Origin of the sequence: Spirosoma foliorum, assembly GCF_014117325.1 — a bacterium.
Taxonomy (GTDB): domain Bacteria; phylum Bacteroidota; class Bacteroidia; order Cytophagales; family Spirosomataceae; genus Spirosoma; species Spirosoma foliorum.
This window is the reverse complement of record NZ_CP059732.1, coordinates 2,637,811-2,661,898: the sequence shown is the minus strand read 5'-3', so window position 1 is coordinate 2,661,898 and position 24,088 is coordinate 2,637,811. Positions and strand designations below refer to the sequence as shown.

Here is a 24,088-nt window from a genome sequence, read left to right as displayed (position 1 = left end):
TATCATTCTATAGAGGAGTTTGTTGGCAAAAATGTAAGGTGGATAGTTCCCTCTACGCTTTTATTGCTTCAGTTACTAATGAAAATTTTCGTAGCAGAAAAGACTGATCTGGTAAAAATATGGGCTGCTTTTTTATATTTACCAGTGCAGATTGGTTTTTTGGCTTTATCATTTAATGCTACTATTTTATTAGGGGATCAGAATAAATCAGGTTCAACATTCGGCATATGTATGATATACATATTGTTTTTGTTTGTTTCAATAATTATTTGGAAACATACTCCAGTCCTGTTTATAAAGCGTGAAATTCACATCGCCATAGGCCTGACAATAGTAAATTTATCCTTCACAGTATTAATGCTTGTAAATAGCATTTTAATGATCTTAGATTTCTATGGACACGCCCATTAAAGACCTCATAATCTATGCTATACCAGCATTTTTAATAGCAGTGATTGCACTTATATCAGTCGCTTACAAAAATTTGAGGTTAGTTAGGCAAGTGGATAGGTATAAAGATGATTTATATCGGCAGTCTATAGAAACAAAAATCAACGAATTACAACAACAATTATCGATATCTCAAACAAGATTTGAGAACGTTAATCATCTTCTAATTGAAGCCCAAAAAGCTGTAGCTCCCAACAATAACAATTTAAAGAAAGCGGATTTTTTTGACTCCTTAGGCGTTAATATAGATGCAAAATTAGACGAAACTTTAGTGATGGTGCTAATGCCTTTTAATAATCAATTTGACTTCACTTATGCAACCATCAAAAAAGCGGTAGAAGATGTTGGGTTGGTATGTAAAAGGAGCGACGATAATGTTGAATCAGCAGCTATTTTACCGCATATAGTTCAAATGATGGTCAGAGCGAAAGTAATTATTGCTGATATTACTGGTAGAAATCCTAATGTTTTTTATGAATTAGGCATTGCCCATTCACTTAATAAAACAGTTCTTATGGTAGCTCAGTCAGTAAGTGATATACCTTTTGATGTGAGTTCTGTCCGTGTTTTAGTGTACGATTCGCCCGTAGATTTAAGAGCTAAAATAAGAGTATGGTTAGTAAACTCACTGAAAGCAAAAACTAATTAATCAAATGGCAATGGCTTTGCAAGTTGTATGATAGAGCTTAAATTAAATTGCTAATAGATTTATAATCTACAACTTAAATTTTATAAAACATTTCATATGTCCGCACTACAAGTAGCATTAGGAACAATTTTGATATTGAAAAGTAAACTGTTCGATGGTGTATATTCATCGTTAGAAGTAAACGATTACGATGCTGAGATTGATGAATTAAATGCAGGTATTACTGGAATGGAAGGTAGCACTCAACATGTATTCCATTTGCTTGTAACTCCTATGCGAACAAGATTTCCATTCTATATCGTACAGGTAAGTCTGGTTTTAGGACACAAAGTAAGAGTACAAGTGTCTGGAAAAGACTTGCTAGATTTTCTACTTAATGCTAAAATACGTTACGATTATAGCGTTAATCAAATTTTTCTTGATTACGAAATTCCACAATCATGAGAATATTATGTGGAATGAGATTTATTAGTTAGTTCTGATTTTCGCTATGTGTCCGGCGGGCATTGCCATCGGGCAATGTCGATTACTAAAATGCATAGACACTAATTTATTCATGGTTCAATATCAAGGCCTTTGTGCCCCTGCTCCTGTTTCTTTTTTAGTTGAGTAAATAGGTCACCCGTTTCTTCGGGTATCTGTTGACCGGTCGTCGGAGGTTGTGTTGTTTGAATTATATCTTTGGCTTGGGTCTGCTGACGATAAAGTTGAGCAAATACGTCCGTTTGAAACATAGCATCCTGAGCTTCTTGTCGATCAGGTTCAAAATTTTCTTTTTGCTGAGTTTGTACTTGTTCTGTCTGAAATTGTTCCCGACCAGCTTTAAAACCAGCAAGGCGAATAAATTCACTGTCGATACTGGCTAAGGTTTCAGCCAATTCAGGATTGTGCTGAGTGAGCATATATCCTTCGTTAAATCCTCTTAAATAGTCTGGATCAACCTTGTCTTCTTCCTGTTCTTCCATTGTTAAAAGGTGTTTCGAGCGTTCTCTTCAAGATAGACATTAATCGAGTGGCGGTCGTAAAGGATAATTTTTTTCTGTGGCTGACTAAAACGAATTTTACCTTCGTCGCGCAAAGCTTGTAAAGTCGTCTTAGACTTAATATTGAGTAATTGCATGGCCTGTTCACCAGAAACCCATTTCTCCGGTTCAGTGCCTTGTTTTTCCTTAAGCCGAGTAATAACCTCGTCTATAAGAGCATAAAAGGCTTTATCTTCAAGACAGATAACTTGCATCAGTATTATGAAGTAGGGTTAATTCCACTATATAAAATGCCCGTGTTCGTAACGAGGTGAATGATTTTAGTTAAGCTCTAATATAAGCCTTATATTTTATTTGTTTCTTCATTACTATTGACCACGTGAGTTAATTTTCATTGTTATGATTTTCGTAACTGCTTGATAGTAAGCCGCAGATGTGATTTTGTAACCAGGGGATTAGAAAATAAAGAAAGCCGCTCCCTAATTCAAGTGCGGCTTTCCTGTAAAAGCATGTCAAGCGTGTTGTACCTATGTTGTACCAAATATTTGAAAGTACAAAAAAACCTGCGCTAATGCAGCGCAGGCCCTTTTTTCAATGCAGAGAGGAAGAGATTCGAACTCTCGATACGGTTGCCCGCATACACACTTTCCAGGCGTGCTCCTTCAACCACTCGGACACCTCTCTGTGTGTCTTACCCCATCGTGTTAATTATGAGGTGGTTATGCCATTTGCTTTAGCTTTCTTTTTGTCTTCTATTTTAATAACTGCAACTCTAATTTGAATCAGAATTGCTTCTAGAATGCCAAACGGAGCGCAAAATAAGCGAATTTGATGGTTATCTACAAATGGTAAGTAGTTTTTTGTATTTCACTATTTCATCGACAACAATGGGTATGGCTTGCAAGTCGATTCTATTAGAAGCGGGTTATAACGAATAGATAATACACTTAGGTAAGAAGAGGGTGAAAACATAACTATGCCAAAATCTGCATGTTCATCCTAAACGGGTTGGTATTGAGCCATGAGTAAGCTAATAGATTTCTGGATAGCTAAAGGAGATGTCGTCCACTTGCCTTTATAGTAGTATCGACAATTGAATTTAAATACCTATTCAGTACAAGTTGATGCCTGTTTCTGACAATCAGGTTGAGAAAGTGTTAGCTAGTTGCCTGAGGGTTCAGCCCAATCATGCTGAAATGACTGCCCTAGTCGCTTGACTAGTGAGGAGAGCTTTCTACCTAGCGCAAATAAGACGATAAGGGGGGCAATAGCAACTACGGCAAGTACAATGATTGCATAAGTGACGATAAGAATTAATAGGTAAAACTTAGTGCCAAGATGATCATATCCCATACTCTTAAGATGTCAATTTCCATAAAGTGGTCACGAATAGAATACGAAAATAACCCTCTTGTAGACTATCAATTCATTAAAATATACAATTAAAGTACTTAATTATACAAATTTGATGTCTATTAAGGTATTAAAAATCGATAATTCTATTTACACTCCAAACATTTGAAACTATTGATGAGCTCTTTACTTAACTGCTTATCAACTGTGTTCTCTCCTATCCTAGTTGTTACCATTTCTGATTCTGGATCTACGTAGATGATCAGAATTACTTATCACCATTTCGGGATCTGATTCCATATGAAGTCAGATTATTTTGATAAGTCAATAAAAAAGTTAGCCAACACAAAACCTTTCTGCACTGGCTAACGTAAGTTTGAGATAATTTTTGGTTAAAAAGAGGAAGGTTCAAAAACGCCCGGCCAATTTGCGTCGGGTATTTTTATTTATACTTCTTTTGACTTTGAGTAAGTGCAAAGGGTTACTTTTTAATTCTAGATCAACTCGTTTAGTTTATTAAACGGCTAGCACATGAATGACTATGGAATCGGCTATCCTTTTAACAAATTGGCGAAACGTAACTGGTGGCCCTCCTCTATCAGCCACTATTAATCAATCTTGATCTATTTTAAAACAAGCTTTTAGAATTGTTCCTGGTTATGCCAGCTTGAAATAATAGGTCCAAGTAGATGAGACAAGAAATTTGGCCAATACGGTTAGCTGTTCTGCTTTATCTGACGGGTAAAGTAAAAGGTATTTTGCCTTAAAAGCACACATAAACCAACTAATCAACGATGAAAACGCTTCATTTTACTATCGACCTACGTTCGTTTTTTCTGGGTGCTCTAACGCTACTAGGGGTTCTTCTACTTGCTAATTTCACGCCTTCGCCAAATAATCAACCCGAACAGGATAAGACTGAGAATCGACGCTACCAAGCCGTTACGGGTGCATCAGGGAGTTTTATTCTAGACACCCAAACCGGGGAGTATATCCAGATATATGGAGTGGGGAAAAACTCACGTACCAGGTTTAGCTTCAATGATCTACAGCCACAAAGCAAATAACGGTTCTGAATCGTTCGCTCCAAGTCACCCGCCACGACCTACTCGCCGTGGCGGGTGAGAGCTTAAAAGTTACTACGCTTAATAAACAAACCAGGGAAATCTCGCAAAAAATCCATTTAATCTCTAGGATATTGTTTCTTTAAAACGGCATTTACCTCTTTAAAATCTCAACCATGAAACTATTTTTCGCCATCTTGATCGCTTCGCTCTGCTTTTCCCAATGTCAACAGAAGGAGCTTTTGTCTCCCACTGAGCAGACAGTTAAATTCGTTGATGAACTCAGACCACAACTTATTGGAAGTTGGGCTATTCAACAAGCCCAGATTGACCAAAAAAAGTTGCTTTCTTTACAGTACCCTGTTGCCATTACAAAAGATACGCTCATTCAGAATTTAGCAACTCTCACTTTCCAACCATCATCGCAAATAATCAGTGACAAACGTATTCTAGAGCTAGAAGGGGTTTTAAACTTCCGCAATGTAGTACCTACCTATCTACGCTAAAATCTATCCTATTCAGAACAACTCTAAGTTGAAGGGAAGTATGTTTTTAACTTATAATTTCAAGGGTGTAGACGATAGAATAACATCTGCTGAGGTAGACTATCTTCAATCCATTGGACTAACGGGTGAAAACTTCCATGTTGAAATTAACCAAGATAATCCTTTAATGGTCTGGCGTGGTTTGAATAGAGCTATAGTCTACGCTAACCTGCACAAAAACTGAATCCTTTGCAGGGTCAAAATCTGAGTTGACTTTAAACAAGTGTTACTACTAAATCCACGATTAGCCAGCCGTGGTTTTTTTTTGCGGCAGTATAGGTCTTCCTGTCCTTTTGGTCACATCACACCCGATTAGCTTTCCGAAAAAACCCAAACAATGGAAGCAGCAAGCGGCTATTCGGGAGATACTAGGGCCGAATGGCTTAACAACAACCGAGATGCACCCCAAACACTAGATAACTACATCGTGCAAGCAGAGCGCAGTAGTTTAACTAGCCGGTCGCTACGTTCTGGCCAGCGGTAGAGACCATGCGAACACGGATGTACTACCTGGAGCAGCTGATGAATCTGGATGAGGTAGATCTGGCTACTCTGGATTAGAACCAAAAGGTGGACATCAATGATGTGGGTGAAGGCAGGCGGGGGAATTATGATTTTCAGAAGAAAAAACAAAAAAGCCCGTTTTTAGCGGGCTTTTGGTGGACATCAAGAAGATTAACAGTCCTTTCAGCAGAGAGCGAGGTACTGAATACAACGCGACTCAATATGTCTTAATTTGCAAATTTGGCGGTTTTTAAGGTTGGGAAAAACAGAAGTTGTTTTATCTGTGTGTAACTCCCCTCCTATCCGCTCATTTATCTTCCACCGACAGCGCCCGTAGCGCCGTCTGACAAGTAGCCCGCTTAGTAATGCAATGCGCGAACAGAATTTGTATAGACATACATCGGCAGCACCTTACCTTCATTCCTCTTTTCAAGATATGAAGGTTTATAGCCGATCGTTTGACGGTCGGCTTCGGCTGCAATGAAATCCTGTTCCTGTTTGCGAATAACATCCTTGACGGTGGACCAGCTACTTGCCCCTAACTTTACCGGGGAATCGTCATTGTCCTGCATTTTCCCCTGGCGTTCCAATACTTCAAGCGTAAGCTTCTCATTTAGCCTACTTAATTGAATGCGTTCAGCGCGTTCGTTATAGAATAAGGCCTTCCAGTCCTCCTGATCAACGGAGGACTGTGTAGTCTCTTTACTATTCGATGAAGGGTGAATGCTGAATGCCTCCTCTAGCAATTCATCAAAATCACCAGGAAATGCCCTAGAGAACGACAACAATTGGTCCAAGGTAAGAGTACTACGACCACTTGCGAGATCACGCAAACTTTGTACGCCTATTCCAACCTTTTTCGAAAAATCTCCTATCCCTTTCTTCATTTCCTCCTTTTCTACATCGTAGTAATAAGGTAGGATTTTCGCCTTAAGCCTCTCTTTGATCGGTTGCATAGTTTTTCATTATTTAACAACGTTTGTTTGTATTACTAAATACGTTTGTTTAGATTTGTCATAAAAACTACAACATTTTTGTTGTAAACGTTTTTGGTATCACAAACAAACGCATTGCAAACGTAAACAATACATATGAAAGCTGCAACAGGTAAATACTCGGAAGAGGCCAAAAAGTTGTTAAGCGGCAAAATAACGCAGTTTAGCTACACAACAGAAGTGTTGAGTGTACTTGCAAAACGCAAGATTCGTTTATATGCTCCTAGCTACATTCGTTTAGTGGTTACTGAACTCAGAAATCAAGACGCGATTTGGGATGCGATCGTAGAGGTTATTGCTGACCGCAAGAAAATAAAAGATCAAGAGCCAGTTTTGACGGCCAATATTAAGGAACTTGTAGAGGTAGACTAGCTTAACCCATGAATGATTTTAGTGGTATCTGGCTACCGGCTACGGTATTAGGCCTAACTGGCCTCAACCTGTCGGAAAAGGTGGTATTGTCTCAGGTAATCATGCTTTCGCGAGACGGAGAATGTCGGGCAAAAAACGACTATCTCTCCCGGCAAACGGGCGTGACCGTGACAACCATCAGCACAACTCTGACCCGGTTGCAAAAAAAAGGGTATATCCATATTGAAGATGGAAAAGAACAAGGCAATAAGCGCCAGATGTACCCCTCTTTAAAATCCTTAAACACCCTCTTTAAAAATCTTAAAGAGGGTGACGTTGCCTCTTTAAAAATCTTTAAGACCCTATATAAGAATTTTAAAGAGGCTCTTAAAGAAATTGAAAGACCCTATTTAAATATTTTATATAGCCTCTTTCAAAATTTTAAAGAGCTTATATATAGGATTGATAATAAAGAGGAAAATAAAGAAGAGAATAAAACTGAAAAGGTTTTTAAAGAAAAAAAAGGCGCTAAGGCGCTTTTCTGGTCAGTGTTAAAATTGACTGATGGGATTTATAAAAATAAGGCTACTTACGAAGCATTCATAAAAGCCGAAAAAAAAAAGAACCCAAACCCCCAGTTCCGGGCCGCCCCCTTTCCCTTCCGATTGGAACCCAGCCATGTGTAGGCTATATGAAGACTGGATGAAGTTCTATCGAAAAAAGGCAGGGAAAAATATGCAGCCACAATCAATAAAGCTTCAGCTCGAAAAATTATCGAGCCTTAGTGAGGAACAATTGAAAGCTTGTATTGAAAATTCTATAAGCAATAACTATCAAGGGCTATTTCCAGAAAAATTCAACACTCAATCCAATGGCATTACCTCAAACTCCAAGCATGGCACCACCAACCCCTACGGACAAGGAGCTATCATTCCCCCAGGAGCCACTTATAGACCTCAGGCATTCGGACGAAGAGATAAAGCGGGGATTGGGAATACCTGATGAAGAGACTCAGAAAGCGTATAACGATGCCCATAGGAAGGCACTTGAAAGGCTATCAAGTAAGGGTAGCTTTTTTAAACCAGTTGACGAGTCAAAATTAACGGAGAAAGGCAAGGCAGACCGTCAACGCGTAGCCGAAGCCAATAGAACGCCTACACAGTTAGAAGCTATTTTATCTCGACTTGACCAGACTATCAAAGTTAATTACCGTCAGCAGGTATTATCCTTTGAGATTGCCAGTGTCGTTGTTGAGAAAATATATGGCCTTGAGCTTTCTCGAAAAAACAAGGCAAGCTGGTTTACTGACGAACAAAGGGAAGTACTTGATAATGTGATTAAGTATTTCATCGGAGATCCACAATGTCCGTATGCACTCCACAAGGGGTTATTTGTTTATGGTGGATACGGACCAGGAAAGACATTCTTGTTTCGCGCCATGCAAACCTTGTGTAAGATAGCTCCTATTCCAGATATGCAGTTCGATGAGGTTTCAACTAAAACGTTCGTCACTGCATGGAAAAATCACAAAGAAAGTAAGGATAAAAAAAACGACCCAGTAATTAAGTATTCGCGCAATCACTTGTTATTGGATGATTTAGGCGAAGAGAAGCAGGTTATTATCTCCTACACCAATGCCGAAAATCCGATTGATGAATTACTATCTGAACGGTATATCGCTTTTGATCGATTCGGACAGGTAACCCACGTAACAAGCAATTTAGGGCAAGGTGACAGCGAAACAGCCCTAGAAGATCAACTTGTTCATCTCTACGGCAGTCGGATACTCGACCGATTCAATGATATGTTCGAGGTTATTTTACTTCCAGGCGACAGCAAACGGGGATGATATGGACTATCCAAACAACTCAAAACCTTCGCCAATAGAGCCAGCATCAGCACACATATATTCAGCTGTATTTAGACACTTTGCTCAAAACTATTACCGAATTGCCAATAGCTATATATATCGTTGGGAGTCCGACTTCTTTTGTCAAACAAAAGCAGGGTATTCGATAGAGGTGGAAATAAAAATATCTCGTTCTGATTTTTTCGCTGATTTTAAAAAGACCGAAAAACACAAGTTGCTAAAGGGTCATAAACAGGAAAATATTTATAGATTCAGAGGCGAAGAAAGATATGGAATGGTTGATGGAAAATATCAGAAATTAGATGGAATAGCGAGTAGCATTGAACCTGTGAAAGTTAACGAAAGTATTCCGAATAGATTTTACTACGCAATGCCAGTAGGATTGGTTGACCCAAAGGATATTCCTGATTATGCCGGGGTATTATACTTACATAAAACAGAAAGTTATTGGGGTATATCTAATTCAATAAGAGTTGAGCGTGAAGCAAAGCTCCTTCATAAAAATAAACAGGATTTGAGATCAGTACTACTGGAAAAGTTTTATTGGCAATCAATAAATAACAGAAATAAAATCACTGATTTAAAAAGAGAACTTAAGGAGAAACAGGAATTTATCGATAAGCACATAAAAGGCTACCAACTGGAATTGACATGATAAGTAACGATAGACTGCCTCATTATGGCTCAATGTCGGGTATCCACCCAAGAGCCAAGAAAATTATCTGGCTGCAAAAGAAACTGCATATCGACGGAGAGGATGCGACAATGGCTATAAAGATAGGCACATTCGCCCAGCGAGAAGCCTTTGTCGATCAACTACCCGATGCGATTTGCTACGACGGATACGAAGGACTAGAAGAAGCATTTAGTGAGTGGCTGGCACAGGAAAGGAATAGGGGATTTAAACCGAAGAAATGAGATGACCTTTTATAAATTAACCCGAGCTGAACTGGAAATACGTCTTAACTGGTCGCTTGAGCAGAAACTTATTCACTTCGCCGAAACATACGTTGATTTCTATCAGGATTTTGATGGAATGGTGTACGGTAGCTTTTCGGGTGGAAAAGATTCTCAGGTTGGATTTGATATAATCGATAAACTCCATTCAGGCGAGTTTTCCTATTTGTTGCCCATTGGCCTTGCTGCCTGGATTAAAAAGCAACCTGCACCGATGAAAGTCTTCTGTAATACTGGCTTAGAGTTTCCCGAAATCGTTGATCATGTTAAGCAATTTCCTAATGTGGTTATCCTCAAGCCTAAAATGGGCTTCACTCGGGTCATTAAAGAGGTAGGCGTAGCGGTTGGGAGTAAGAAAATAGCGATGCAGGTAGCACGGCTAAAGAACTACATTACTAACCCATCTCCAAAAAATGAAGCGACTAAAAATCTTTATCTGAATGGAATTAAAAAGGATGGCTCGTTTAGTTGCGCGTCAAAACTGCCGGATAAATGGAAGAAGCTACTGACCGCCCCTTTTCTGGTTTCTGATCAGTGCTGCAACATCTTCAAAAAAGAGCCATTTCGTCGGTATGAAAAAGAAACGGGTCGTTATCCGATTGTATTTACGACCGTTGGCGAATCGTCAGATCGACTAGCCTCTTACCTAAAAACAGGTTGTACGAGTTATGAAAAAGGGAAAGTCAAGTGTCGCCCATTTAGCATTTTCACCGATGCCGATGTATGGGAATATCACAACCGATTTGGCTTGCGGTTTGCCGGGGTGTATTACGATCGAACCCAGCCAGTTGAGCAATTGGACGGTTCTTTTCAAATAGAAACGCTTCCCGCTGAGACACGTACAGGTTGCACGTTTTGCATGTTTGGTCTTCATCTGGAAGATAAGTCGAAAAACAATCGCATTCAGCGATTAGGTATTTCTCATCCCAAATATTACGATGTGATTATCAATAAATGCGGATTAGGTATTGTATTGCTTTATCTGAAAATTCCTTTTAAACCTAAACGATCCTGCTCACAAATGGGCCTATTTGGTTATGCAAACTAAAAAAGATTCTTTAATCGAAGCAATAACTAATGTATTCATTGGGTTTTTGGTCACGCTTGTATTTTCTCCTCCTATTTACTGGATTTGCAATGTAAAAATGCATTATACACAAATGGGAATGGTGACAATACTTTTTACCTTTTTATCAATCGCTAGATCATATATTATTAGGCGATTTTTCAATAAAAGGTGATCGTAATACAGATTTTAGATGATAACTTCTCGAAATTTCTCGGACGCGAATTAAAAACATGATCGAACTCAAAGAATATCAGGAATTAATACAATTAGAGAAAGACACCTTAAGGAAGTACACTCAGGGTATTAATCAAAACATAGACAACCTTATAAAAGGGTATCGTAGGGAACACGCTAAACTAAAAGTAGGCGATATAGTCAGGTTTGATAATTACAACTATAAGATTATTGAGCCAGCAGAATTACGCTCATTCTCAACATTAGACGAACTGGTATGGGACTTGGTTTATATCGGACTTCGCATGAAAAAAAACGGAGAAACCTACCATGATTCGCAGTCAGGATATAAACGTCGAGAAATTTGGCAAGGATATTTAGAGCGTGGTATTGCAACTAAAGTCTCCAGTTGAAGCTGGCTTTTCTACCGCACTAGGAATAGATGTAATTATAAGTGAACTGCCAGCCCTTCCCCGGCTGGCTTTTTTGTGTCCAGGCTTCAAGGTGCGAAAATGATTGGAGATAGGCAAATCATAAAAAGCTGTAAAACAAATGTTTATAGTCAATTCAATACAGATGTTTCTATTTTTTAACGCGTTTGTTTGTATTACTCAAAACGTTTGTATACCTTTGAATCATCAAATCAGAAACAGCACAACGATAGCAGGATAGACTCCGGTAGGGCCCGGACGGAAAGCGCACCGAACGAATGCAGCACCCTGATCGCAAGTACTAAATCTGCACGATAACCAACATATCACTGCTGACCGGAAGGTTGGCGACGCCAGGGCGGACACGAGCGACCATAAGTCTCGGACACGGCAGCGAGAATAACAGCTTAATGCGACTACCCGTTCGGGTAACTGTTCCAAGTCAGTCAACGCAGAGGAGGCTTACCCTACACTTAACAAACTCTTTTGGCAAAGAGACTGCCCGGGGTGTGAAAACGCTCCGGTCAGATTTAGTTTAAACTACAAAAAAACATGGGCAACCTAAAGCACCTCCCAACTCATCCTGACCAACTCGTAAGCGCGACCGGATATTCTGAGTTTGATACCCAGACCCTTACAAAGCGTGAATATTTTGCCGCAATGGCCATGCAGGGATTATTAGCATCAGGTGAAAGCGTAGCCGATTCAGCGAAAAGAGCTGTTCGGGCGGCTGATATTCTCATTGAAGAGCTAAACAAGGCCTAACTATGACAACACCCTCCAACCTCCACCCTCAATCGGCAAAAAGCCTCAAAAGTGATGCACTTAAACTGATTAATGCTGCCTTGAAAAAGGCTATTGATCATTAAACCCCCCTTCCATTACTCGAATGAACACACACCTAATCACCACCAAAATCCTCGTTGCGCCCCGTAAAGGCAACTTTACGAAAGGCGAAACCCTAACTCTTTATGATAGCCAGGGGCAACAACATAGTGTTGTTTTCTTCGGTAAAGACGGGGCTGGTCGCTCATTCGTGAAAAAAAATGGCAGTATTCAATCCGTGTACACCTATCAACTACGCCGATGACAACCACTTTACACCATTCCGGTATTCGCGTTCAGATGGCAACGCCAAAGTTTAAAAAAGGCCAATCCTTAATCGTAACTGATTGCTTCGGCAAGCCCTGGCCTTGTGCATTTGAAAAACGAATGTCGAGCCAGTTGGCTCACGTCAGCATCAACGGCAGCACGTTCGGGGTACACCCGTCGCAGCTTAGCTTGTAAAGTCATTTGCGGAGGTAAAAGTGATCGTAGGCCCTCACGATCTAACTGCGGGTGGTCGGCTCCAGAATCGACAACAGGCCACCTCCGCCAACATTTTTAACAATCAACCTCTTTCTACAATGGCGCAACTACGCAAAGCCACTCGCCAAAAGGCGAAAATTAGACTTGGATTAAGCGCCCCTAGTGGGGCCGGGAAGACTTTTAGTGCATTGTTGATCGCTAAAGGTTTAAAGGCGACTGGTCAAAAGTAGCTGTAATCGATACAGAAAACGGATCGGCGGATCTCTATTCACATCTGGGCGATTACAACGTATTGTCCCTGACCGCACCATTCTCGCCAGAGCGATACATCGACGCAATTCGGGACTGCGAAAACGCAGGTATGGAGGCTATTATTATTGACTCCATCAGTCATGAGTGGGATGGCAAAGGCGGTTGTCTGGAAATCGTTGATCAGCTAGGCGGTAAGTTTCAAAACTGGGCACAAGTCACACCTCGCCACCAGTCGTTTATTGAGGCTATCGTTACAAGTTCCTGTCACATCATTACCACTGTCCGACGCAAGCAGGATTACGATATGACAAAGGATGATAAAGGGCGCGTTCAGGTTCAAAAAGCGGGCTTGAAAGAGATTACCCGTGAAGGGTTCGAATATGAGCTTACAGCGAACATTGAAATGGATACCCGACACAATGCCACGGCATCCAAAGATCGAACAGGCTTGTTTATGGGAAAGCCTGCCTTTATCCCCTCCGAGCAGACTGGTGAGTTGATCCGAGAATGGTGTGAATCAGGTATTGACATTGAACAGGAAACCAAGTCGGCCATTGCCAAACTAGCTAATTGCGCCAGCATAGATGAGTTAAAAGAGTTGAAGGCTACATTATCTCCGCTGGTTCATCAGCACCCTGATTTTATGAAGGCGGCCAAGACTCGGTACGCTGAGGTTCAAAAGCAAGTCGCGACAATTGAGTAGAATAGAGAAAGGGAGTGTATAGGGCCTGGCCAGTCAACGAATCTGGCTGGGTTTCTTTTTGCCTCCCATAACAGCATTACAAATGTGGATAGAAGGCCGAGAATCCACCTGACCCCGATTGGCGGGTGGACTTCTTTAGCCAAGTCGCCGGATGTAGATGTAACTAACCCATAAGTAGTTCTAAAGCAGTTGGCGGGGGAAATTACCAGGCTTTCCCCAGTATTATTGGTAGAAGGGTTGCGGTTACAATTCCGCTGAACGTAATGAAGCCAGGAGTACCCCGCCAAAAAATTAATCAATCATTTAACTACGTAAAAGTCGCCTGATAAGGGAAGGCGCTAAACCTAACAAAACAACAACTTTACAATGGAAAACAACGAAAATAAGAATATCAAACGCTTGCAGGCAATTCAAAGTCTGAAAAAGAATCCGGCATTTATTAGTCTAATGGCTGAGTTTAAGCGCACTGAATTTACGGGTAGCTATATCATGGCTACACAATCCGAAAACGAAGAGGAGTTGGCCGCCAATTGGCTGAGCGATCAGGAAAAAACGATTTTCCAGCAAGCCGATGCGACATTCTAGTTCCGAGTCAGCAAATACACAACTTTTTAAGGTTGCCTACGGCACTTATTGGGACATTGTAAAGAACTCTCTTGATGAGTGCGGATGGTGTTACGCAAATGACGTACCCCATTTAACCGATGCCTATTTTGAGCATAATACAGGTAAAGATATTCAATTCGAAAAGTCATATCCTGGCGCGTATAAAGGATATCGCTGGCGCCCCAAAGAATTAGCGACAAACCAAACGCATTAACGCCCCCTCCCCTCCGAGCGGGCAACGACAGTGCAGGTTACACCAGAGATGTAGTTCCTGCCATTATAGAGGAAGAAGACAGGAGATGCCGTCCGGCGCGAATCGGACGGCAGTCTTTCTCACAGGTCACAACTAAACACAAATACAATGGCAAATACGAAATACAGCCCAGAACAAGCGGCAGCATTGGTAGCCAGCGATGAACCAACGTTCATCTTACGTGCAAAAGATATTCACGCATTGGCGGCAATCCGCACCTACAAAAATTCTCTGGTCTATGGTGAATTTAAAGACTACGAAGGGGCGGCTAAAGTGCGTGAATGCGAAAAGCTATTTTCTGAATGGCAAGCCAACAATTCCGATAAGCTACAATTCCCCACGCTTTAACGCCTAACCCACACACCCCGATTGGCGGGGGAGCGAAACGACGATGAGCGAATATATACAAACGCTAAGCAGCACGGAGCCCAGGGCGCGGAAAGAACATGACTGTGATGCTTGTATCTGGCTAAGAGATTATATCTCTGAAATCGACGCTGGTGTGTTAACCTGGGGCGAAAAAAGAACTATTGTGTTGGCAAGGCAAGTCAACTGGAAGATTCAAAAAGGTCAAGTACATATTCATCAGCGGAATATTATGGATGGGCACTTTTATACATGGAGAGCCATACCCGCCATTCACGAAATCTGCATAAAGTATAACCTATACCCTGACTTATGACCACCACCCCTTTACGCGTCACGGCCAGAGGCACCCCCTATACGATTCAGGACTTAGAAGCATGGAATACGTACCTGGCTGGGGTTACGACACCCGAAGGGCTTAAGAAAGCGAGAATGATGCTACTTACTGGTTGGGAGGGAATGGCTTCGCAAATCCCCTTCTTCCCTGGTTCTGACGAGGCAAGGGAAGCCTGGAAAGCGCTCAACTTTAGGGCCTACAAGCTGGGCTTTCGGTGGGATGGGATTTTTAAACGATACGCACCGATTTAAAAGGCTATGGACGAAAAAGAGAAGCTAAAAAAGCTGAGCGAAGCTCTCCAGAAACGAGGATTCTGGAATCCACATGATGTTTTCAATCACGAGCCATCTGTGATACCCTTAAAAAATTCTAAACGGTACGAATACTTGGTTGAAATACACAAGTGGAATACTTCAAGCGCCAAGCTTATTAGAGTTGGCGCTAGGTGGGATGGAAAACAAGGTAGATACTTATTGTCAACCTACGCCACTGGCTCTATTGCCGCACAAAAGCATGGTGAAAAAATGCGATAACGCACCCCCCTCTAACCGCCCGGACGGGCACCAACAAGCAGGATGAAACCCTTTAACGCTAAGTGGAGAATTGAAACGGTTGATGATTTTAATGAAGTAGCCTCTGAGTTATTCGGTGAATTTCTGGAAGGATTCACTGTGGATGATAACTTAATCCGGCCCGTCCGTGAGGATGATTTGGTCAAAGAGAACATAGCCTTCCTTTACACCACAAAAGGCCAGCGACTGGCTGAGCGGTATCAAAAAAGAATGCTCACTGTTGGCGCAGCCCACTTTCCCGAAGATGACGAACACGGCTACTTAGAAGTTTCTTCCCATTTATTCCAAGACGCATGATGACCCCACCCACCCGCTACCGCTACGGCAGCCGCCACCTGTTCGCAGAAGGCTGGCTCTGCTTCAGGGAAGGACTCTTTACGCTCTGGCGAATTGAGTTGCCCGAGCTACTCGACGCGTTGATTGCCAACCCTGTCACCAGGGAAATTCTGGCCATCCTGGTTGCCCTTAGTGGCTTTGGGCTTGCACTGGGTACGCTGCTCCTGCTAATCCACCTACGGCCATGAATGATAAACCAAAATCGGGCGACTTCGAGCAGCCGTGGTCTGGGATTGTCTACCTGCTTGTGTTCGCTATATCAAGCGCGCTGATGGTGCTGGTTGGATGGGGAATTGTAAACTACTGGATAAACTAATTATAGAGATGAGCTACATAGTTGACGAAATTCTATATGATAAAATTAGCGACATCGCCATTCAAGTGCTTGAAAAGGAACGGGGTGAACCTTTTGAACCCAACGAAATTTGCTCACTTGAAGTCGATATATCTGGCAATCAAACGCCTGATGATCTGATTATGCTTGGCGTGTGGCTAATCAATACGGCTACAGAGATTAAGAAAAAGTACACCTCGATCGGGAAGGTTCGCAAAAGCCATAAGAAGCCATGAACTCAACCACCCCACCCAATACCCTCCCCATTCGTGCCGGGCAGACCTTGCGCAGTAAGCTATCGGGCCTGTGGTATATCCACAACGTCAGCCGAAAGACGGGCGTCGTCAGAATGGAGCAGATCACCGAAGCGGGTTATCGTACCGGTAACATCATTGCCACTAAAACCAGTCACTTTCCGGCCGATGCGTGGAGCTTGCATAAAGAGGCTGAAATTGGGTTTGCGTTGGAACGTATAACCTCTGCCGTTCGCTACGTGCCACATGCGCTGGGAGCCTGTGTATTGCTAGTTAGAAACGTGCTAAACCTGTTTGAAGGATGAAAACCCTAGAGCGATTAGTGATTGAGGCAATTGACTACAACACTAAAGAAGTTGCACGAATTAAGGCTCTACTAGATGTGAATCCATATAGTGCTATTCTAGAGTTAGAGCACGATACAATTGAGGAATGTAAGAAACTTTTCCAGGCTGGCGAATCGGCAGTAGCAACTCGGTTACTTGACTCTGCACAACTAAGGAAAAAGGAGCTAATGGAAATTGTTGAACAGCAAAAAGATACTACAGGATTAATCAGTCGCATGGTTGACTTAGAGCATGAATTATATGATCTGTATATCGAAAAGGCAAGAATTGACCGTCAAAACGAAAGAAAAAGAAACTCCACAACATGAGCGAACAACACCAACACAACCAGCGGATGTTTCGCCTAATCGCCCTGATGGCGGGTATTCTCGTCTGTTTATTTCTCCTGTTTACACTATGAACGAGATATTAACAGCGATGATAAGAAAAGCTGACCTGAAGCTAAATGGTCAAGCGGGATGGGAAAGTAACGACATGCAACGGTACGCTAATCTTCTCATTCAGAAGGGTAGTGTAGAGGTAGGTTGGCGCGAGTCCTGTGGCACTACACACCCTACTGTAAAGCAATATAGAGCGTGGAAATCTATTGTCTCCTCTATGCGAAAACAAGGTTATGTGGTTGAGGAAACCAGAGTACACCACCCAAACGCCTACGCTTCGAACAATGGAGGCTTCTGGAACAGTATCATTTACAAACTCATTGACAGGCCATGATAACCCACAACAAGCGCCATCTATTCATCCGGATTCGCCTTATCCTGTCCCTGTTGCCCGTTCTGGCTGCGATTGTCGTGTGCCTGATTGCGCGACCCAAGCAAACCGATCCTGAGTTATGAAAACACCAAAACTAATCGGCTACATCAATGTATTCCTGCATGGTATCTACACGGAAGCTACCAATCCGTATCCGACCCGAAAAGAAGCCGACCGATACGACAAAACAATCTGGCCAACTTCCGAGTACACCCGCGTTGCCTGTATCGAAGTATTTGAGGGGCAGGGGTTAAAACCGGAAACGAAATGAACACCGGGACTCAAATTGATTTATTCGCCCCGCCCGAAACGGCCCATTGGATTGATAAACGACTCTATCAACTTCGGGAGCATGAGCGGGACTGGACACGGGACTTTTTGAATGCCAATGATGAGAAACAGGGCGAAATTAGTCTAGTACTGGTTCACATTAAGATGCACATTGGTGACCTAGAGAAAGCTAAGCAGGAACTAGGCTTATGAAACCCATCGCCAAGACCATCGCCCGCAAACTAGAAGGGCCTTTGCTCTCTACAGGAACGTGGATGGCGATCACCCTCTACACCGAAATTCCATTCGCATCGAGCGCCCGTACTGCTCTTTAGACCCCCGCAAGAGTGGCCTGTTTTGGAGGAGAGTGACGCTCATTCGCACAGACATCTCATTGGCTTATTGGAGGCTAGTGCGTGGCGGGATATGAGTTGCATAAGTGATTGATTATTAGTAAATTGTTAAGGATTTAAGCAGCAAAAGTAATGATTCTTTTAGATTTATTTTCGGGGATACACGGATTTGAAAAAGGGCTGTCTGATGCTGGATTACCAATTACTGAACACTATTATTCGGAGATAGATAAAGACGCGATTGCTATTTCAAAATACAATTTCCCCCATGCCCATGAACTCGGAACAGTTAGCGCTATTTCAGGACAGAAAATCCCCAGACCCAACCTTATCACCTTCGGAAGCCCTTGCCAAGATTTTAGCTTGGCTGGAGACGGGGCCGGAATGGCTGGAAATAAAAGCGTTCTTATCCGACACGCAATTAGGCTCATTAGTGAAACAAGACCAGACGTTTTTATCTGGGAAAATGTTAAAGGCGTTATCACCTCAAGACATCGAAAAGATTTTTGGGCGATTGTCCAGGCCTTTGCCAACATTGGGGGCTATCGACTTGAATGGCAACTGCTTGATACAGCATGGGTATTACCCCAAGATCGAGAGCGGATTTACCTTATCGGACATCTTGATGGACGAAGTAGACCCGGCGTATTTCCTTTCCGAGAAGGCGAAGTTGGGACTTCTGAAGGGGCAGCAAAAGCCGCAAGTGTTAGAGCTCTGACGGGTGGTGGTAAGCCTGGCGGCCACCATTCCGGTATGACGCTTGTTCGCCAAATCAATACCACAAACAAAGAGTCAGGCGGGCAGCAACCTTACCAACAAAATCGGGTGTATGACATCAATGGATTAGCCCCTTCACTATCCAGTCAGTGTATGGGTAGAGGTCCAGCTATAGTGACGAAAGCGAGGGGATTCAACCAAGGTCGGAGCTCAGCAACTTGTGGCACTATTTCATCACACTCATTCGAGCAAAATCATTTTGTCAGCCTGCTAGATGGTGATATACGCCGTCTCACTGAAATAGAGTGTGAACGCTTACATGGCTATCCTGACGATTGGACCAAGTACGGCATCTATGATGGCGTTATAAAGCAAGTTGCAAAAACCAATAGATACCGACTTCTGGGAAATACGGTAACCAGGGATATAGTTGAACTGATTGGTAGCCGACTTAAGAATTGCCTATTCTAACCACCCCCGCCCCCGCGCGGGACAACCCAACACGAAGCGAGATGGACGTAAATGAATTTACAGAACGAATTATTAATGGAGACACTGGCTTTAAGGTCTGGGAAGATCGAGAATGGGTAGTCTTTAAAGACAGAGAAAAGGGCATTGCTGACTTCGTGATCAGATGTTTAGCTAATCCACATTGCGAAGGCAGCCAAGAAGTGTTGGACGCGATTAATGAACGACGAAAAGAGCTTACAAAATGACCGCCACCCTCTACACCGATTCCAAGCCCGCCTACGTCAGCTTCGACGCGGCCAAACTGCCCTCGCTACTAGAAAAATACGGCGAGCGATTGCGGGTTCACCATAGTGATGTCCCCCTTGCACCAGCGGCCGAAAGCAGGGCGACAGTTCAGACCTGGCAGGGGGAGCCCACAAAGAAAACCGTTAAGCCAAAGCCGAAGCCTGTTCAGGCCTTAGCGCCTAAAAAGGAAGTTTCAACCTCGCCCGTAGTAGCTAAAAAACCTCGTGCGCCCCGACCACAACGGGCCGTTATTCGCCTGCCTGACCTGACCTTTTACCCCAATTCGGGGGAAGCAGCCGCAGCGATCGAGGTGGAGCGAAGTATGATTGGCAAAGTTATTCGGGGAGAACGCCCCGGCGCGAAAGGTCACTATTTCCGCTATGCTACCGATGCCGAGGCAATAGTGGGTAAGGCGTTGCCAGGAGTCGACAATACGCCTAAACTTGTTCGGCGCAGCATACCCCCAACCGCTAAGCCTGTTGTTAACCTCACTACTGGAGCTTACTATGTGTCAGCAATGCAGGCCTCTAAGGATATTGATTGTCACGTTGCGACACTGTGTCACTTTCTCAATAAGCGCGTCAAGCCCAGAAAGACGAACCGGCGATTGAAAGTGAAAAAGCAGCGAACCGTCAGGGGCTTTCTGTTTCGCTACGCGACGGAGGAAGAAATTAAAGTAGGGCATTATATACCCCAAGCCGAGCGGCTGGGATAAACAGGAAGAGAGAAGATGACGCACAAAGAATTAGTTAAAGCCGCCTATCGCTGGGTACTTGGGTCAACCTCCTGCGGCATGGCCATACGGGAACTTGCCAGCGGAGCTAGAAACGGAGAATATCCCGATGTAATCGGTTTCGGGGCGGGAATGTCCGTACTGGTTGAATGCAAGGCCTCCCGTTCCGATTTCTTTGCTGACAGAAAGAAGCTATTCCGCCAGTACCCGGAAATGGGTATGGGAACCTATCGCTTTTACTGCTGCCCAACAGGACTCTTAACCGTTGAGGACCTACCCGAAAAATGGGGTCTGATTTACGTCAACGAAAAGGGAAAGAATCGAACCATTTTCAATCCCTACAACGGCAATAAAAGTGATTATTCTAATGTTTGGAGCAACGGATTTGTTGCCAATATCCGGGCTGAACAGGGTATTATGTACAGTGTTTTGCGTAGGCTTCATAAGTCAGGGCACGTCGAAAGTATATACCGAAACGGGTATGAGGACGTTGAAGACCTCCGCCAAGAATCACTTTTAACCACGCCCGAGGCATTGGCCAATGAAAAAAGATGATGAAGGAAAATAATACTCAGGAGTCAGAACCCTGTCATTGCGGTGAATGCGGAGCCGTTAATGTTCGATTGTATAGACCGTACGGCATGTTTTATCGCCCAAAAGATAATCGCTGTAATGGTTGTTTACCAACGAAATTCGATGATCGCGGTTGGTATGTACCCTGCATACAGGATGAGGACGGTAGTATTTGGGGATATAGCTCAGTGCCAGAAAAAGCACTACAAAAATGGTGTAGTTTAGGCGAAAAAGACAGTAATAGGCCATTTTGGAATATTACTAAAAGTACTTGGTCGGACAGCAGTTTACTGCATGGGCAATACTAGTATTATAACCGCCACCCGCCCGGCGATACGGGGCGAGGAAAGTTATGGGAGCACCCGAAAAACAACCCAACGAAACGTATCGTAAACAGGGTAATTACTACACCTGTATTGATATACGCCCGCCAGACGTTCCGTCGTCGGAGTGGAAGCGACTTTACTTCTTTCCAGATTCAACGCAGGAGTCAGGTTTTTATCAATACGAAAAGCCCGATTACGACTGGTATATTGAAACAGCTATTGAGAAGTTGGATAAGTTGCCTATAAACGAACAGGTGGGACTGACATGGGAGTTTGTATTCGACTTCCGACAGGCGATTCGTCAGCGATTTCAGCGCACGCATGATACCAAGCCCTACGATCATCCACCATGTCGAAATACTAGATCGGCAGTGGGGAAATGGATTGAAAGGGTGTTTGAAAAGTATGGGGATTAACAAAAAAAACTACCTGACCCCACATCGGAGCCAGGTAGTTGCCAACCAACCTATGAGAAACTAAATAGCTTCGTATATCGTCTTACTCCCTTTGCGAATCATTCGCAAAACCTGCCCTCGATTCGGTTGCCCGTCCCGATTATTAGCAATATGCACCCAGGAAGGATTGTTGTGCTGGTCGGGATTTTCAAGGATTAGCTGATCGAAGTGAAGATTGGCGCGGCACCAGTTGAATAGTTCCAAGTTCGTCGGCCTACCTAGTCCATCACAATCCAGATCAATAGCGTTGCCTGACATGTGGGCGCTCGTGGTGGCCCCACCAATAGCCTTATTGAGCGCTAAAGAGCGAAAAAACGAGCTTACTGGTAGTTTACCAAACTTCGTGCAAATAGGAACATAGAAATCGTTATAAACACGCACCATGTTCTTGTACTGGTCTGCGTTTGGCACGTTGGCAATGCCTTTTCGGATCGCTGTTGCTGACTTAACCGATTCGTTGTAGGTCAGGAGTTTGCCGAAGTCGGGGAATACGACGGGGATAGAGGGGGCTATGATGGGGTTCTGTGGCATGGCTAAAATTCCTCAACTGTTGGACGTTCTTGGAAACTATGTACATAAGCCGTAGGTGTGCTATTCCATGAGTTTTTATGGGTCACCTTCTCATGTCCACATGATCTGCAACGTATGCCCGATTCGGAGTTGAGCATACCGCATTGACGAGAGAATGATTCTGTGTAGTTCACCACTCCGCACTGACTACACTTTTGATCTGGGCCTTGACTATGTAAATACATCTTGCTTGCGTCTAAGTTCTTTATTCCAACTTGAGTGGGTTAATTGGATTATAGGAATTTATAATCCAGGTTGAGGTACGTAATACCAATACTGTTGATCGCCCATTCCCGAATGATCATGTCCAATGGCACGTTGAAAATCTTCAAAGTCACGCGGAAACCGAAGCTCTCCTTCGTAAAGTCGAATACCCTTCGCTATGGCTTCCGTATCTGTTACCGATTCAACAATCGCCTCCGCAAAGTTCCAGCTACCATCGGCAATCAATCTGTCACCTATCTCTAGTCTTCTCATTATCGCTGCTGGCCGGACTATCCGGCTGGGGTTAGTTGTATTGTTCGAGTAATGTCTTATCCCGATGGCATGGAATGCAAAGCGTCTGGAAGTTATCCAGGTCACAGTAACCTCCTCCTTTATGAACCGGTACAATATGGTCAGCCTCCCACTGATTGCCGGGTGGCTTGTTGCCGCATCTGGCACAAACCCCATTATCCCGATTCGCCAATGCTACCCGTATGGTGTTGCTATCGCCTTGTAGGATACAATAGAGTTCTACCGCCTTATCCTGACAGGCTTGGGATGCCCAGCGCGTTTGTCTGCCCTTCAAGGCAACACCGCATCCACATGCACAGGTTTTATCCGCTTTCATGGGATACAGGTCAGCCATACAGAAGTTCACCTGCCTACGTGCAAAGTGGTTCGGGGTAAAGGGTCGGTATCTCATGCTTCTATCCCGCCTGCTCTGATGAGTCGGCGGTTTTTACATCAATCAAAAAGTGGCTCATCGTACTCTGGATCTCCATCAAAAGGATAGAAATTGGTTTTACAGAACGCGAAGAACTCCTCGACTGTCTTTGTAGATGTCAATGCCTCCAGTGTCTTTATCACGCTTCTCGTATCACTCCCCATCCAGCGACCGCCATTAATGCGGTACATTGCACTTACTGTATTCAGGCGAAAATTGACGTATGGCCCTGCCTGATCGCAGGACTCCGCTTCTATTGTTTGCCCTAGGTGTATTATTGTTCTCATCGCTGCTCGCCGGTCGGCCCGGAGGGGGTTAGTTGTTTCATTAGTTCCTGCCATTCCGGGTCTACCGCTAATTCAGCGATTAGCTTTTTATCAGATAGGCACTCGTCACATAGAGTACCTGCACTTGTAATTTCGTCGGGCAAGCAATAGTCTCCACACCCCTCACACTTTTCAAGTACCGTGCCGTCCAAATCAATCACGTTGCCTTCGAGGTCTCGTCGTAATCCGTGCAAAAGTCCCGTTTCGGTGTCGTTACTCATCGGCTGAGGGGGTGGGCGGTTATAGGGTTAGCGTAAGCAGTGGA

44 protein-coding genes, 1 tRNA gene and 1 pseudogene are annotated in these 24,088 nt (G+C 43.4%); 38 read left to right on the top strand and 8 right to left on the bottom strand.

Annotation, left to right across the window (positions count from 1 at the left end; translation table 11 throughout):
- Positions 1 to 78: 78 nt before the first annotated feature.
- The 3 genes from H3H32_RS11140 (at position 79) to H3H32_RS11130 (ending at position 1,543) form a co-directional block, all read left to right on the top strand.
- Positions 79 to 411 (top strand): hypothetical protein, encoded by a 333-nt coding sequence (locus H3H32_RS11140; RefSeq protein WP_182462754.1) that lies wholly within the window; start codon positions 79 to 81, stop codon positions 409 to 411.
- Positions 395 to 1,099 (top strand): hypothetical protein, encoded by a 705-nt coding sequence (locus H3H32_RS11135; protein WP_182462752.1) that lies wholly within the window; start codon positions 395 to 397, stop codon positions 1,097 to 1,099. The genes H3H32_RS11140 and H3H32_RS11135 overlap by 17 nt, the downstream gene beginning before the upstream one ends.
- A 96-nt stretch (positions 1,100 to 1,195) precedes the next feature.
- Positions 1,196 to 1,543, top strand: a complete 348-nt coding sequence (locus H3H32_RS11130; RefSeq protein WP_182462750.1) for a hypothetical protein — start codon at positions 1,196 to 1,198, stop codon at positions 1,541 to 1,543.
- Between the two features lie 110 nt (positions 1,544 to 1,653).
- On the opposite strand, the gene H3H32_RS11125 is transcribed toward H3H32_RS11130, so the two are convergent.
- The 3 genes from H3H32_RS11125 to H3H32_RS11115 form a co-directional block, all read right to left on the bottom strand.
- Positions 1,654 to 2,064, bottom strand: coding sequence for a hypothetical protein (locus tag H3H32_RS11125; RefSeq protein ID WP_182462748.1), 411 nt, complete (start codon positions 2,062 to 2,064; stop codon positions 1,654 to 1,656).
- A gap of 2 nt (positions 2,065 to 2,066) precedes the next feature.
- Positions 2,067 to 2,336 (bottom strand): helix-turn-helix domain-containing protein, encoded by a 270-nt coding sequence (locus tag H3H32_RS11120; protein WP_182462746.1) that lies wholly within the window; start codon positions 2,334 to 2,336, stop codon positions 2,067 to 2,069.
- Positions 2,337 to 2,679: 343 nt separating this feature from the next.
- Positions 2,680 to 2,766 (bottom strand) — tRNA-Ser (locus H3H32_RS11115).
- Between the two features lie 1,463 nt (positions 2,767 to 4,229).
- Between H3H32_RS11115 and H3H32_RS11110 the strand changes: the two genes are divergently transcribed.
- The 3 genes from H3H32_RS11110 (at position 4,230) to H3H32_RS11100 (ending at position 5,528) form a co-directional block, all read left to right on the top strand.
- Positions 4,230 to 4,502 (top strand): hypothetical protein, encoded by a 273-nt coding sequence (locus H3H32_RS11110; protein ID WP_182462744.1) that lies wholly within the window; start codon positions 4,230 to 4,232, stop codon positions 4,500 to 4,502.
- Positions 4,503 to 4,675: 173 nt separating this feature from the next.
- Complete coding sequence (locus H3H32_RS11105) at positions 4,676 to 5,005, top strand: hypothetical protein (protein ID WP_182462742.1); 330 nt, start codon at positions 4,676 to 4,678, stop codon at positions 5,003 to 5,005.
- Positions 5,006 to 5,381: 376 nt separating this feature from the next.
- Complete coding sequence (locus H3H32_RS11100) at positions 5,382 to 5,528, top strand: hypothetical protein (protein ID WP_182462740.1); 147 nt, start codon at positions 5,382 to 5,384, stop codon at positions 5,526 to 5,528.
- A 379-nt stretch (positions 5,529 to 5,907) separates the two neighbouring features.
- Here the strand turns inward: H3H32_RS11100 and H3H32_RS11095 are convergent, their stop codons facing one another.
- Positions 5,908 to 6,504, bottom strand: a complete 597-nt coding sequence (locus tag H3H32_RS11095) for a helix-turn-helix domain-containing protein (protein WP_182462738.1) — start codon at positions 6,502 to 6,504, stop codon at positions 5,908 to 5,910.
- Positions 6,505 to 6,639: 135 nt separating this feature from the next.
- Here H3H32_RS11095 and H3H32_RS11090 point away from each other — a divergent pair, with 135 nt between their 5' ends.
- The 32 genes and pseudogenes from H3H32_RS11090 (at position 6,640) to H3H32_RS10955 (ending at position 21,960) form a co-directional block, all read left to right on the top strand.
- Positions 6,640 to 6,915, top strand: coding sequence for a hypothetical protein (locus tag H3H32_RS11090; RefSeq protein WP_182462736.1), 276 nt, complete (start codon positions 6,640 to 6,642; stop codon positions 6,913 to 6,915).
- 8 nt (positions 6,916 to 6,923) lie between these two features.
- Positions 6,924 to 7,580 carry a helix-turn-helix domain-containing protein gene (locus H3H32_RS11085; protein WP_182462734.1) on the top strand — a complete coding sequence of 219 codons (657 nt, stop codon included), beginning with the start codon at positions 6,924 to 6,926 and terminating at the stop codon, positions 7,578 to 7,580.
- Positions 7,573 to 7,707, top strand: a pseudogene (locus tag H3H32_RS38460) (hypothetical protein); the annotation flags it as partial. The gene H3H32_RS11085 and the pseudogene H3H32_RS38460, both read left to right, overlap by 8 nt.
- Positions 7,708 to 7,765: 58 nt before the next feature.
- Positions 7,766 to 8,743, top strand: coding sequence for a P-loop NTPase family protein (locus tag H3H32_RS11080; RefSeq protein WP_182462733.1), 978 nt, complete (start codon positions 7,766 to 7,768; stop codon positions 8,741 to 8,743).
- Between the two features lies 1 nt (position 8,744).
- Positions 8,745 to 9,419 carry a hypothetical protein gene (locus tag H3H32_RS11075; RefSeq protein ID WP_182462732.1) on the top strand — a complete coding sequence of 225 codons (675 nt, stop codon included), beginning with the start codon at positions 8,745 to 8,747 and terminating at the stop codon, positions 9,417 to 9,419.
- Positions 9,416 to 9,682 (top strand): hypothetical protein, encoded by a 267-nt coding sequence (locus H3H32_RS11070; protein ID WP_182462731.1) that lies wholly within the window; start codon positions 9,416 to 9,418, stop codon positions 9,680 to 9,682. The genes H3H32_RS11075 and H3H32_RS11070 overlap by 4 nt, the downstream gene beginning before the upstream one ends.
- Before the next feature lies 1 nt (position 9,683).
- Positions 9,684 to 10,769, top strand: a complete 1,086-nt coding sequence (locus H3H32_RS11065; protein WP_182462730.1) for an adenine nucleotide alpha hydrolase family protein — start codon at positions 9,684 to 9,686, stop codon at positions 10,767 to 10,769.
- Complete coding sequence (locus H3H32_RS38420) at positions 10,759 to 10,962, top strand: DUF7220 family protein (protein ID WP_445265558.1); 204 nt, start codon at positions 10,759 to 10,761, stop codon at positions 10,960 to 10,962. Before H3H32_RS11065 ends, H3H32_RS38420 begins: the two co-directional genes overlap by 11 nt.
- A 58-nt stretch (positions 10,963 to 11,020) precedes the next feature.
- Positions 11,021 to 11,377 (top strand): hypothetical protein, encoded by a 357-nt coding sequence (locus H3H32_RS11060; RefSeq protein ID WP_182462729.1) that lies wholly within the window; start codon positions 11,021 to 11,023, stop codon positions 11,375 to 11,377.
- Between the two features lie 570 nt (positions 11,378 to 11,947).
- Positions 11,948 to 12,160: a hypothetical protein gene (locus H3H32_RS11055; protein ID WP_182462727.1), complete on the top strand. Its 213-nt coding sequence runs from the start codon at positions 11,948 to 11,950 to the stop codon at positions 12,158 to 12,160.
- A gap of 124 nt (positions 12,161 to 12,284) precedes the next feature.
- A complete protein-coding gene (locus tag H3H32_RS11050; RefSeq protein ID WP_182462726.1) occupies positions 12,285 to 12,485 on the top strand; it encodes a hypothetical protein in 201 nt (66 codons plus the stop codon).
- On the top strand, positions 12,482 to 12,682 hold the full coding sequence (locus tag H3H32_RS11045) for a hypothetical protein (protein WP_182462725.1): 201 nt from the start codon (positions 12,482 to 12,484) through the stop codon (positions 12,680 to 12,682). Before H3H32_RS11050 ends, H3H32_RS11045 begins: the two co-directional genes overlap by 4 nt.
- A gap of 256 nt (positions 12,683 to 12,938) precedes the next feature.
- Positions 12,939 to 13,658: an AAA family ATPase gene (locus tag H3H32_RS11040; RefSeq protein WP_220472683.1), complete on the top strand. Its 720-nt coding sequence runs from the start codon at positions 12,939 to 12,941 to the stop codon at positions 13,656 to 13,658.
- 366 nt (positions 13,659 to 14,024) lie between these two features.
- A complete protein-coding gene (locus tag H3H32_RS11035; protein WP_182462724.1) occupies positions 14,025 to 14,243 on the top strand; it encodes a hypothetical protein in 219 nt (72 codons plus the stop codon).
- Complete coding sequence (locus H3H32_RS11030; RefSeq protein ID WP_182462723.1) at positions 14,230 to 14,478, top strand: hypothetical protein; 249 nt, start codon at positions 14,230 to 14,232, stop codon at positions 14,476 to 14,478. Before H3H32_RS11035 ends, H3H32_RS11030 begins: the two co-directional genes overlap by 14 nt.
- Positions 14,479 to 14,625: 147 nt before the next feature.
- The gene (locus H3H32_RS11025) at positions 14,626 to 14,865 is read left to right on the top strand and encodes a hypothetical protein (protein ID WP_182462722.1); all 240 of its coding nucleotides are present in this window, start codon (positions 14,626 to 14,628) and stop codon (positions 14,863 to 14,865) included.
- Between the two features lie 330 nt (positions 14,866 to 15,195).
- Positions 15,196 to 15,471: a hypothetical protein gene (locus H3H32_RS11020; protein WP_182462721.1), complete on the top strand. Its 276-nt coding sequence runs from the start codon at positions 15,196 to 15,198 to the stop codon at positions 15,469 to 15,471.
- 324 nt (positions 15,472 to 15,795) lie between these two features.
- Entirely contained in the window at positions 15,796 to 16,089 is a 294-nt protein-coding gene (locus H3H32_RS11015) for a hypothetical protein (protein WP_182462720.1), read from the top strand.
- On the top strand, positions 16,086 to 16,316 hold the full coding sequence (locus tag H3H32_RS11010) for a hypothetical protein (RefSeq protein ID WP_182462719.1): 231 nt from the start codon (positions 16,086 to 16,088) through the stop codon (positions 16,314 to 16,316). Before H3H32_RS11015 ends, H3H32_RS11010 begins: the two co-directional genes overlap by 4 nt.
- On the top strand, positions 16,313 to 16,444 hold the full coding sequence (locus H3H32_RS37840; RefSeq protein ID WP_256432991.1) for a hypothetical protein: 132 nt from the start codon (positions 16,313 to 16,315) through the stop codon (positions 16,442 to 16,444). Before H3H32_RS11010 ends, H3H32_RS37840 begins: the two co-directional genes overlap by 4 nt.
- Before the next feature lie 8 nt (positions 16,445 to 16,452).
- Entirely contained in the window at positions 16,453 to 16,698 is a 246-nt protein-coding gene (locus tag H3H32_RS11005; RefSeq protein WP_182462718.1) for a hypothetical protein, read from the top strand.
- Positions 16,695 to 17,021, top strand: a complete 327-nt coding sequence (locus H3H32_RS11000; RefSeq protein ID WP_182462717.1) for a hypothetical protein — start codon at positions 16,695 to 16,697, stop codon at positions 17,019 to 17,021. The genes H3H32_RS11005 and H3H32_RS11000 overlap by 4 nt, the downstream gene beginning before the upstream one ends.
- Positions 17,018 to 17,371: a hypothetical protein gene (locus H3H32_RS10995; RefSeq protein ID WP_182462716.1), complete on the top strand. Its 354-nt coding sequence runs from the start codon at positions 17,018 to 17,020 to the stop codon at positions 17,369 to 17,371. Before H3H32_RS11000 ends, H3H32_RS10995 begins: the two co-directional genes overlap by 4 nt.
- An 88-nt stretch (positions 17,372 to 17,459) precedes the next feature.
- Positions 17,460 to 17,777, top strand: a complete 318-nt coding sequence (locus H3H32_RS10990) for a hypothetical protein (RefSeq protein WP_182462715.1) — start codon at positions 17,460 to 17,462, stop codon at positions 17,775 to 17,777.
- A complete protein-coding gene (locus tag H3H32_RS37835) occupies positions 17,774 to 17,899 on the top strand; it encodes a hypothetical protein (RefSeq protein ID WP_256432990.1) in 126 nt (41 codons plus the stop codon). The genes H3H32_RS10990 and H3H32_RS37835 overlap by 4 nt, the downstream gene beginning before the upstream one ends.
- The gene (locus tag H3H32_RS10985; RefSeq protein ID WP_182462714.1) at positions 17,896 to 18,087 is read left to right on the top strand and encodes a hypothetical protein; all 192 of its coding nucleotides are present in this window, start codon (positions 17,896 to 17,898) and stop codon (positions 18,085 to 18,087) included. Before H3H32_RS37835 ends, H3H32_RS10985 begins: the two co-directional genes overlap by 4 nt.
- On the top strand, positions 18,084 to 18,299 hold the full coding sequence (locus H3H32_RS10980) for a hypothetical protein (protein ID WP_182462713.1): 216 nt from the start codon (positions 18,084 to 18,086) through the stop codon (positions 18,297 to 18,299). The genes H3H32_RS10985 and H3H32_RS10980 overlap by 4 nt, the downstream gene beginning before the upstream one ends.
- A 272-nt stretch (positions 18,300 to 18,571) precedes the next feature.
- Positions 18,572 to 19,627, top strand: coding sequence for a DNA cytosine methyltransferase (locus H3H32_RS10975; RefSeq protein ID WP_182462712.1), 1,056 nt, complete (start codon positions 18,572 to 18,574; stop codon positions 19,625 to 19,627).
- Positions 19,628 to 19,668: 41 nt separating this feature from the next.
- Positions 19,669 to 19,872 (top strand): hypothetical protein, encoded by a 204-nt coding sequence (locus H3H32_RS10970; RefSeq protein ID WP_182462711.1) that lies wholly within the window; start codon positions 19,669 to 19,671, stop codon positions 19,870 to 19,872.
- On the top strand, positions 19,869 to 20,627 hold the full coding sequence (locus H3H32_RS10965; RefSeq protein ID WP_182462710.1) for a hypothetical protein: 759 nt from the start codon (positions 19,869 to 19,871) through the stop codon (positions 20,625 to 20,627). The genes H3H32_RS10970 and H3H32_RS10965 overlap by 4 nt, the downstream gene beginning before the upstream one ends.
- A 15-nt stretch (positions 20,628 to 20,642) precedes the next feature.
- Entirely contained in the window at positions 20,643 to 21,200 is a 558-nt protein-coding gene (locus H3H32_RS10960) for a hypothetical protein (protein ID WP_182462709.1), read from the top strand.
- Between the two features lie 370 nt (positions 21,201 to 21,570).
- Positions 21,571 to 21,960, top strand: coding sequence for a hypothetical protein (locus H3H32_RS10955; RefSeq protein ID WP_182462708.1), 390 nt, complete (start codon positions 21,571 to 21,573; stop codon positions 21,958 to 21,960).
- Between the two features lie 60 nt (positions 21,961 to 22,020).
- On the opposite strand, the gene H3H32_RS10950 is transcribed toward H3H32_RS10955, so the two are convergent.
- The 4 genes from H3H32_RS10950 to H3H32_RS10935 form a co-directional block, all read right to left on the bottom strand.
- The gene (locus H3H32_RS10950; protein ID WP_182462707.1) at positions 22,021 to 22,530 is read right to left on the bottom strand and encodes a D-Ala-D-Ala carboxypeptidase family metallohydrolase; all 510 of its coding nucleotides are present in this window, start codon (positions 22,528 to 22,530) and stop codon (positions 22,021 to 22,023) included.
- 282 nt (positions 22,531 to 22,812) lie between these two features.
- A complete protein-coding gene (locus tag H3H32_RS10945; protein WP_182462706.1) occupies positions 22,813 to 23,046 on the bottom strand; it encodes a hypothetical protein in 234 nt (77 codons plus the stop codon).
- Positions 23,047 to 23,077: 31 nt separating this feature from the next.
- Positions 23,078 to 23,419, bottom strand: a complete 342-nt coding sequence (locus H3H32_RS10940) for an HNH endonuclease (RefSeq protein WP_220472631.1) — start codon at positions 23,417 to 23,419, stop codon at positions 23,078 to 23,080.
- Positions 23,420 to 23,517: 98 nt separating this feature from the next.
- Positions 23,518 to 23,784: a hypothetical protein gene (locus tag H3H32_RS10935; protein WP_182462704.1), complete on the bottom strand. Its 267-nt coding sequence runs from the start codon at positions 23,782 to 23,784 to the stop codon at positions 23,518 to 23,520.
- Positions 23,785 to 24,088: the final 304 nt, after the last annotated feature.

Bases quoted from the DNA above. Each gene is read 5' to 3' on its own strand.
- H3H32_RS11005 (WP_182462718.1), top strand. From the start codon at position 16,453: ATGAGCTACATAGTTGACGAAATTCTATATGATAAAATTAGCGACATC.
- H3H32_RS11120 (WP_182462746.1), bottom strand. From the start codon at position 2,336: ATGCAAGTTATCTGTCTTGAAGATAAAGCCTTTTATGCTCTTATAGAC.
- H3H32_RS38420 (WP_445265558.1), top strand. From the start codon at position 10,759: ATGCAAACTAAAAAAGATTCTTTAATCGAAGCAATAACTAATGTATTC.
- H3H32_RS11030 (WP_182462723.1), top strand. From the start codon at position 14,230: ATGCGACATTCTAGTTCCGAGTCAGCAAATACACAACTTTTTAAGGTT.
- H3H32_RS10950 (WP_182462707.1), bottom strand. From the start codon at position 22,530: ATGCCACAGAACCCCATCATAGCCCCCTCTATCCCCGTCGTATTCCCC.
- H3H32_RS10980 (WP_182462713.1), top strand. From the start codon at position 18,084: ATGAACACCGGGACTCAAATTGATTTATTCGCCCCGCCCGAAACGGCC.
- H3H32_RS11095 (WP_182462738.1), bottom strand. From the start codon at position 6,504: ATGCAACCGATCAAAGAGAGGCTTAAGGCGAAAATCCTACCTTATTAC.
- H3H32_RS37835 (WP_256432990.1), top strand. From the start codon at position 17,774: ATGATAACCCACAACAAGCGCCATCTATTCATCCGGATTCGCCTTATC.
- H3H32_RS11035 (WP_182462724.1), top strand. From the start codon at position 14,025: ATGGAAAACAACGAAAATAAGAATATCAAACGCTTGCAGGCAATTCAA.
- H3H32_RS11100 (WP_182462740.1), top strand. From the start codon at position 5,382: ATGGAAGCAGCAAGCGGCTATTCGGGAGATACTAGGGCCGAATGGCTT.
- H3H32_RS37840 (WP_256432991.1), top strand. From the start codon at position 16,313: ATGAATGATAAACCAAAATCGGGCGACTTCGAGCAGCCGTGGTCTGGG.
- H3H32_RS10945 (WP_182462706.1), bottom strand. From the start codon at position 23,046: ATGAGAAGACTAGAGATAGGTGACAGATTGATTGCCGATGGTAGCTGG.
- H3H32_RS11065 (WP_182462730.1), top strand. From the start codon at position 9,684: ATGACCTTTTATAAATTAACCCGAGCTGAACTGGAAATACGTCTTAAC.
- H3H32_RS11020 (WP_182462721.1), top strand. From the start codon at position 15,196: ATGACCACCACCCCTTTACGCGTCACGGCCAGAGGCACCCCCTATACG.
- H3H32_RS11125 (WP_182462748.1), bottom strand. From the start codon at position 2,064: ATGGAAGAACAGGAAGAAGACAAGGTTGATCCAGACTATTTAAGAGGA.
- H3H32_RS10955 (WP_182462708.1), top strand. From the start codon at position 21,571: ATGGGAGCACCCGAAAAACAACCCAACGAAACGTATCGTAAACAGGGT.
- H3H32_RS10990 (WP_182462715.1), top strand. From the start codon at position 17,460: ATGAACGAGATATTAACAGCGATGATAAGAAAAGCTGACCTGAAGCTA.
- H3H32_RS10935 (WP_182462704.1), bottom strand. From the start codon at position 23,784: ATGAGAACAATAATACACCTAGGGCAAACAATAGAAGCGGAGTCCTGC.
- H3H32_RS11045 (WP_182462725.1), top strand. From the start codon at position 12,482: ATGACAACCACTTTACACCATTCCGGTATTCGCGTTCAGATGGCAACG.
- H3H32_RS10995 (WP_182462716.1), top strand. From the start codon at position 17,018: ATGAAAACCCTAGAGCGATTAGTGATTGAGGCAATTGACTACAACACT.
- H3H32_RS11075 (WP_182462732.1), top strand. From the start codon at position 8,745: ATGGACTATCCAAACAACTCAAAACCTTCGCCAATAGAGCCAGCATCA.
- H3H32_RS11105 (WP_182462742.1), top strand. From the start codon at position 4,676: ATGAAACTATTTTTCGCCATCTTGATCGCTTCGCTCTGCTTTTCCCAA.
- H3H32_RS11000 (WP_182462717.1), top strand. From the start codon at position 16,695: ATGAACTCAACCACCCCACCCAATACCCTCCCCATTCGTGCCGGGCAG.
- H3H32_RS11135 (WP_182462752.1), top strand. From the start codon at position 395: ATGGACACGCCCATTAAAGACCTCATAATCTATGCTATACCAGCATTT.
- H3H32_RS10975 (WP_182462712.1), top strand. From the start codon at position 18,572: ATGATTCTTTTAGATTTATTTTCGGGGATACACGGATTTGAAAAAGGG.
- H3H32_RS11140 (WP_182462754.1), top strand. From the start codon at position 79: ATGAAAATTTTCGTAGCAGAAAAGACTGATCTGGTAAAAATATGGGCT.
- H3H32_RS11060 (WP_182462729.1), top strand. From the start codon at position 11,021: ATGATCGAACTCAAAGAATATCAGGAATTAATACAATTAGAGAAAGAC.
- H3H32_RS11130 (WP_182462750.1), top strand. From the start codon at position 1,196: ATGTCCGCACTACAAGTAGCATTAGGAACAATTTTGATATTGAAAAGT.
- H3H32_RS10965 (WP_182462710.1), top strand. From the start codon at position 19,869: ATGACCGCCACCCTCTACACCGATTCCAAGCCCGCCTACGTCAGCTTC.
- H3H32_RS11085 (WP_182462734.1), top strand. From the start codon at position 6,924: ATGAATGATTTTAGTGGTATCTGGCTACCGGCTACGGTATTAGGCCTA.
- H3H32_RS10970 (WP_182462711.1), top strand. From the start codon at position 19,669: ATGGACGTAAATGAATTTACAGAACGAATTATTAATGGAGACACTGGC.
- H3H32_RS11055 (WP_182462727.1), top strand. From the start codon at position 11,948: ATGGGCAACCTAAAGCACCTCCCAACTCATCCTGACCAACTCGTAAGC.
- H3H32_RS11110 (WP_182462744.1), top strand. From the start codon at position 4,230: ATGAAAACGCTTCATTTTACTATCGACCTACGTTCGTTTTTTCTGGGT.
- H3H32_RS11090 (WP_182462736.1), top strand. From the start codon at position 6,640: ATGAAAGCTGCAACAGGTAAATACTCGGAAGAGGCCAAAAAGTTGTTA.
- H3H32_RS11070 (WP_182462731.1), top strand. From the start codon at position 9,416: ATGATAAGTAACGATAGACTGCCTCATTATGGCTCAATGTCGGGTATC.
- H3H32_RS10985 (WP_182462714.1), top strand. From the start codon at position 17,896: ATGAAAACACCAAAACTAATCGGCTACATCAATGTATTCCTGCATGGT.
- H3H32_RS10960 (WP_182462709.1), top strand. From the start codon at position 20,643: ATGACGCACAAAGAATTAGTTAAAGCCGCCTATCGCTGGGTACTTGGG.
- H3H32_RS11025 (WP_182462722.1), top strand. From the start codon at position 14,626: ATGGCAAATACGAAATACAGCCCAGAACAAGCGGCAGCATTGGTAGCC.
- H3H32_RS11015 (WP_182462720.1), top strand. From the start codon at position 15,796: ATGAAACCCTTTAACGCTAAGTGGAGAATTGAAACGGTTGATGATTTT.
- H3H32_RS11010 (WP_182462719.1), top strand. From the start codon at position 16,086: ATGATGACCCCACCCACCCGCTACCGCTACGGCAGCCGCCACCTGTTC.
- H3H32_RS11050 (WP_182462726.1), top strand. From the start codon at position 12,285: ATGAACACACACCTAATCACCACCAAAATCCTCGTTGCGCCCCGTAAA.
- H3H32_RS11080 (WP_182462733.1), top strand. From the start codon at position 7,766: ATGGCATTACCTCAAACTCCAAGCATGGCACCACCAACCCCTACGGAC.
- H3H32_RS10940 (WP_220472631.1), bottom strand. From the start codon at position 23,419: ATGGCTGACCTGTATCCCATGAAAGCGGATAAAACCTGTGCATGTGGA.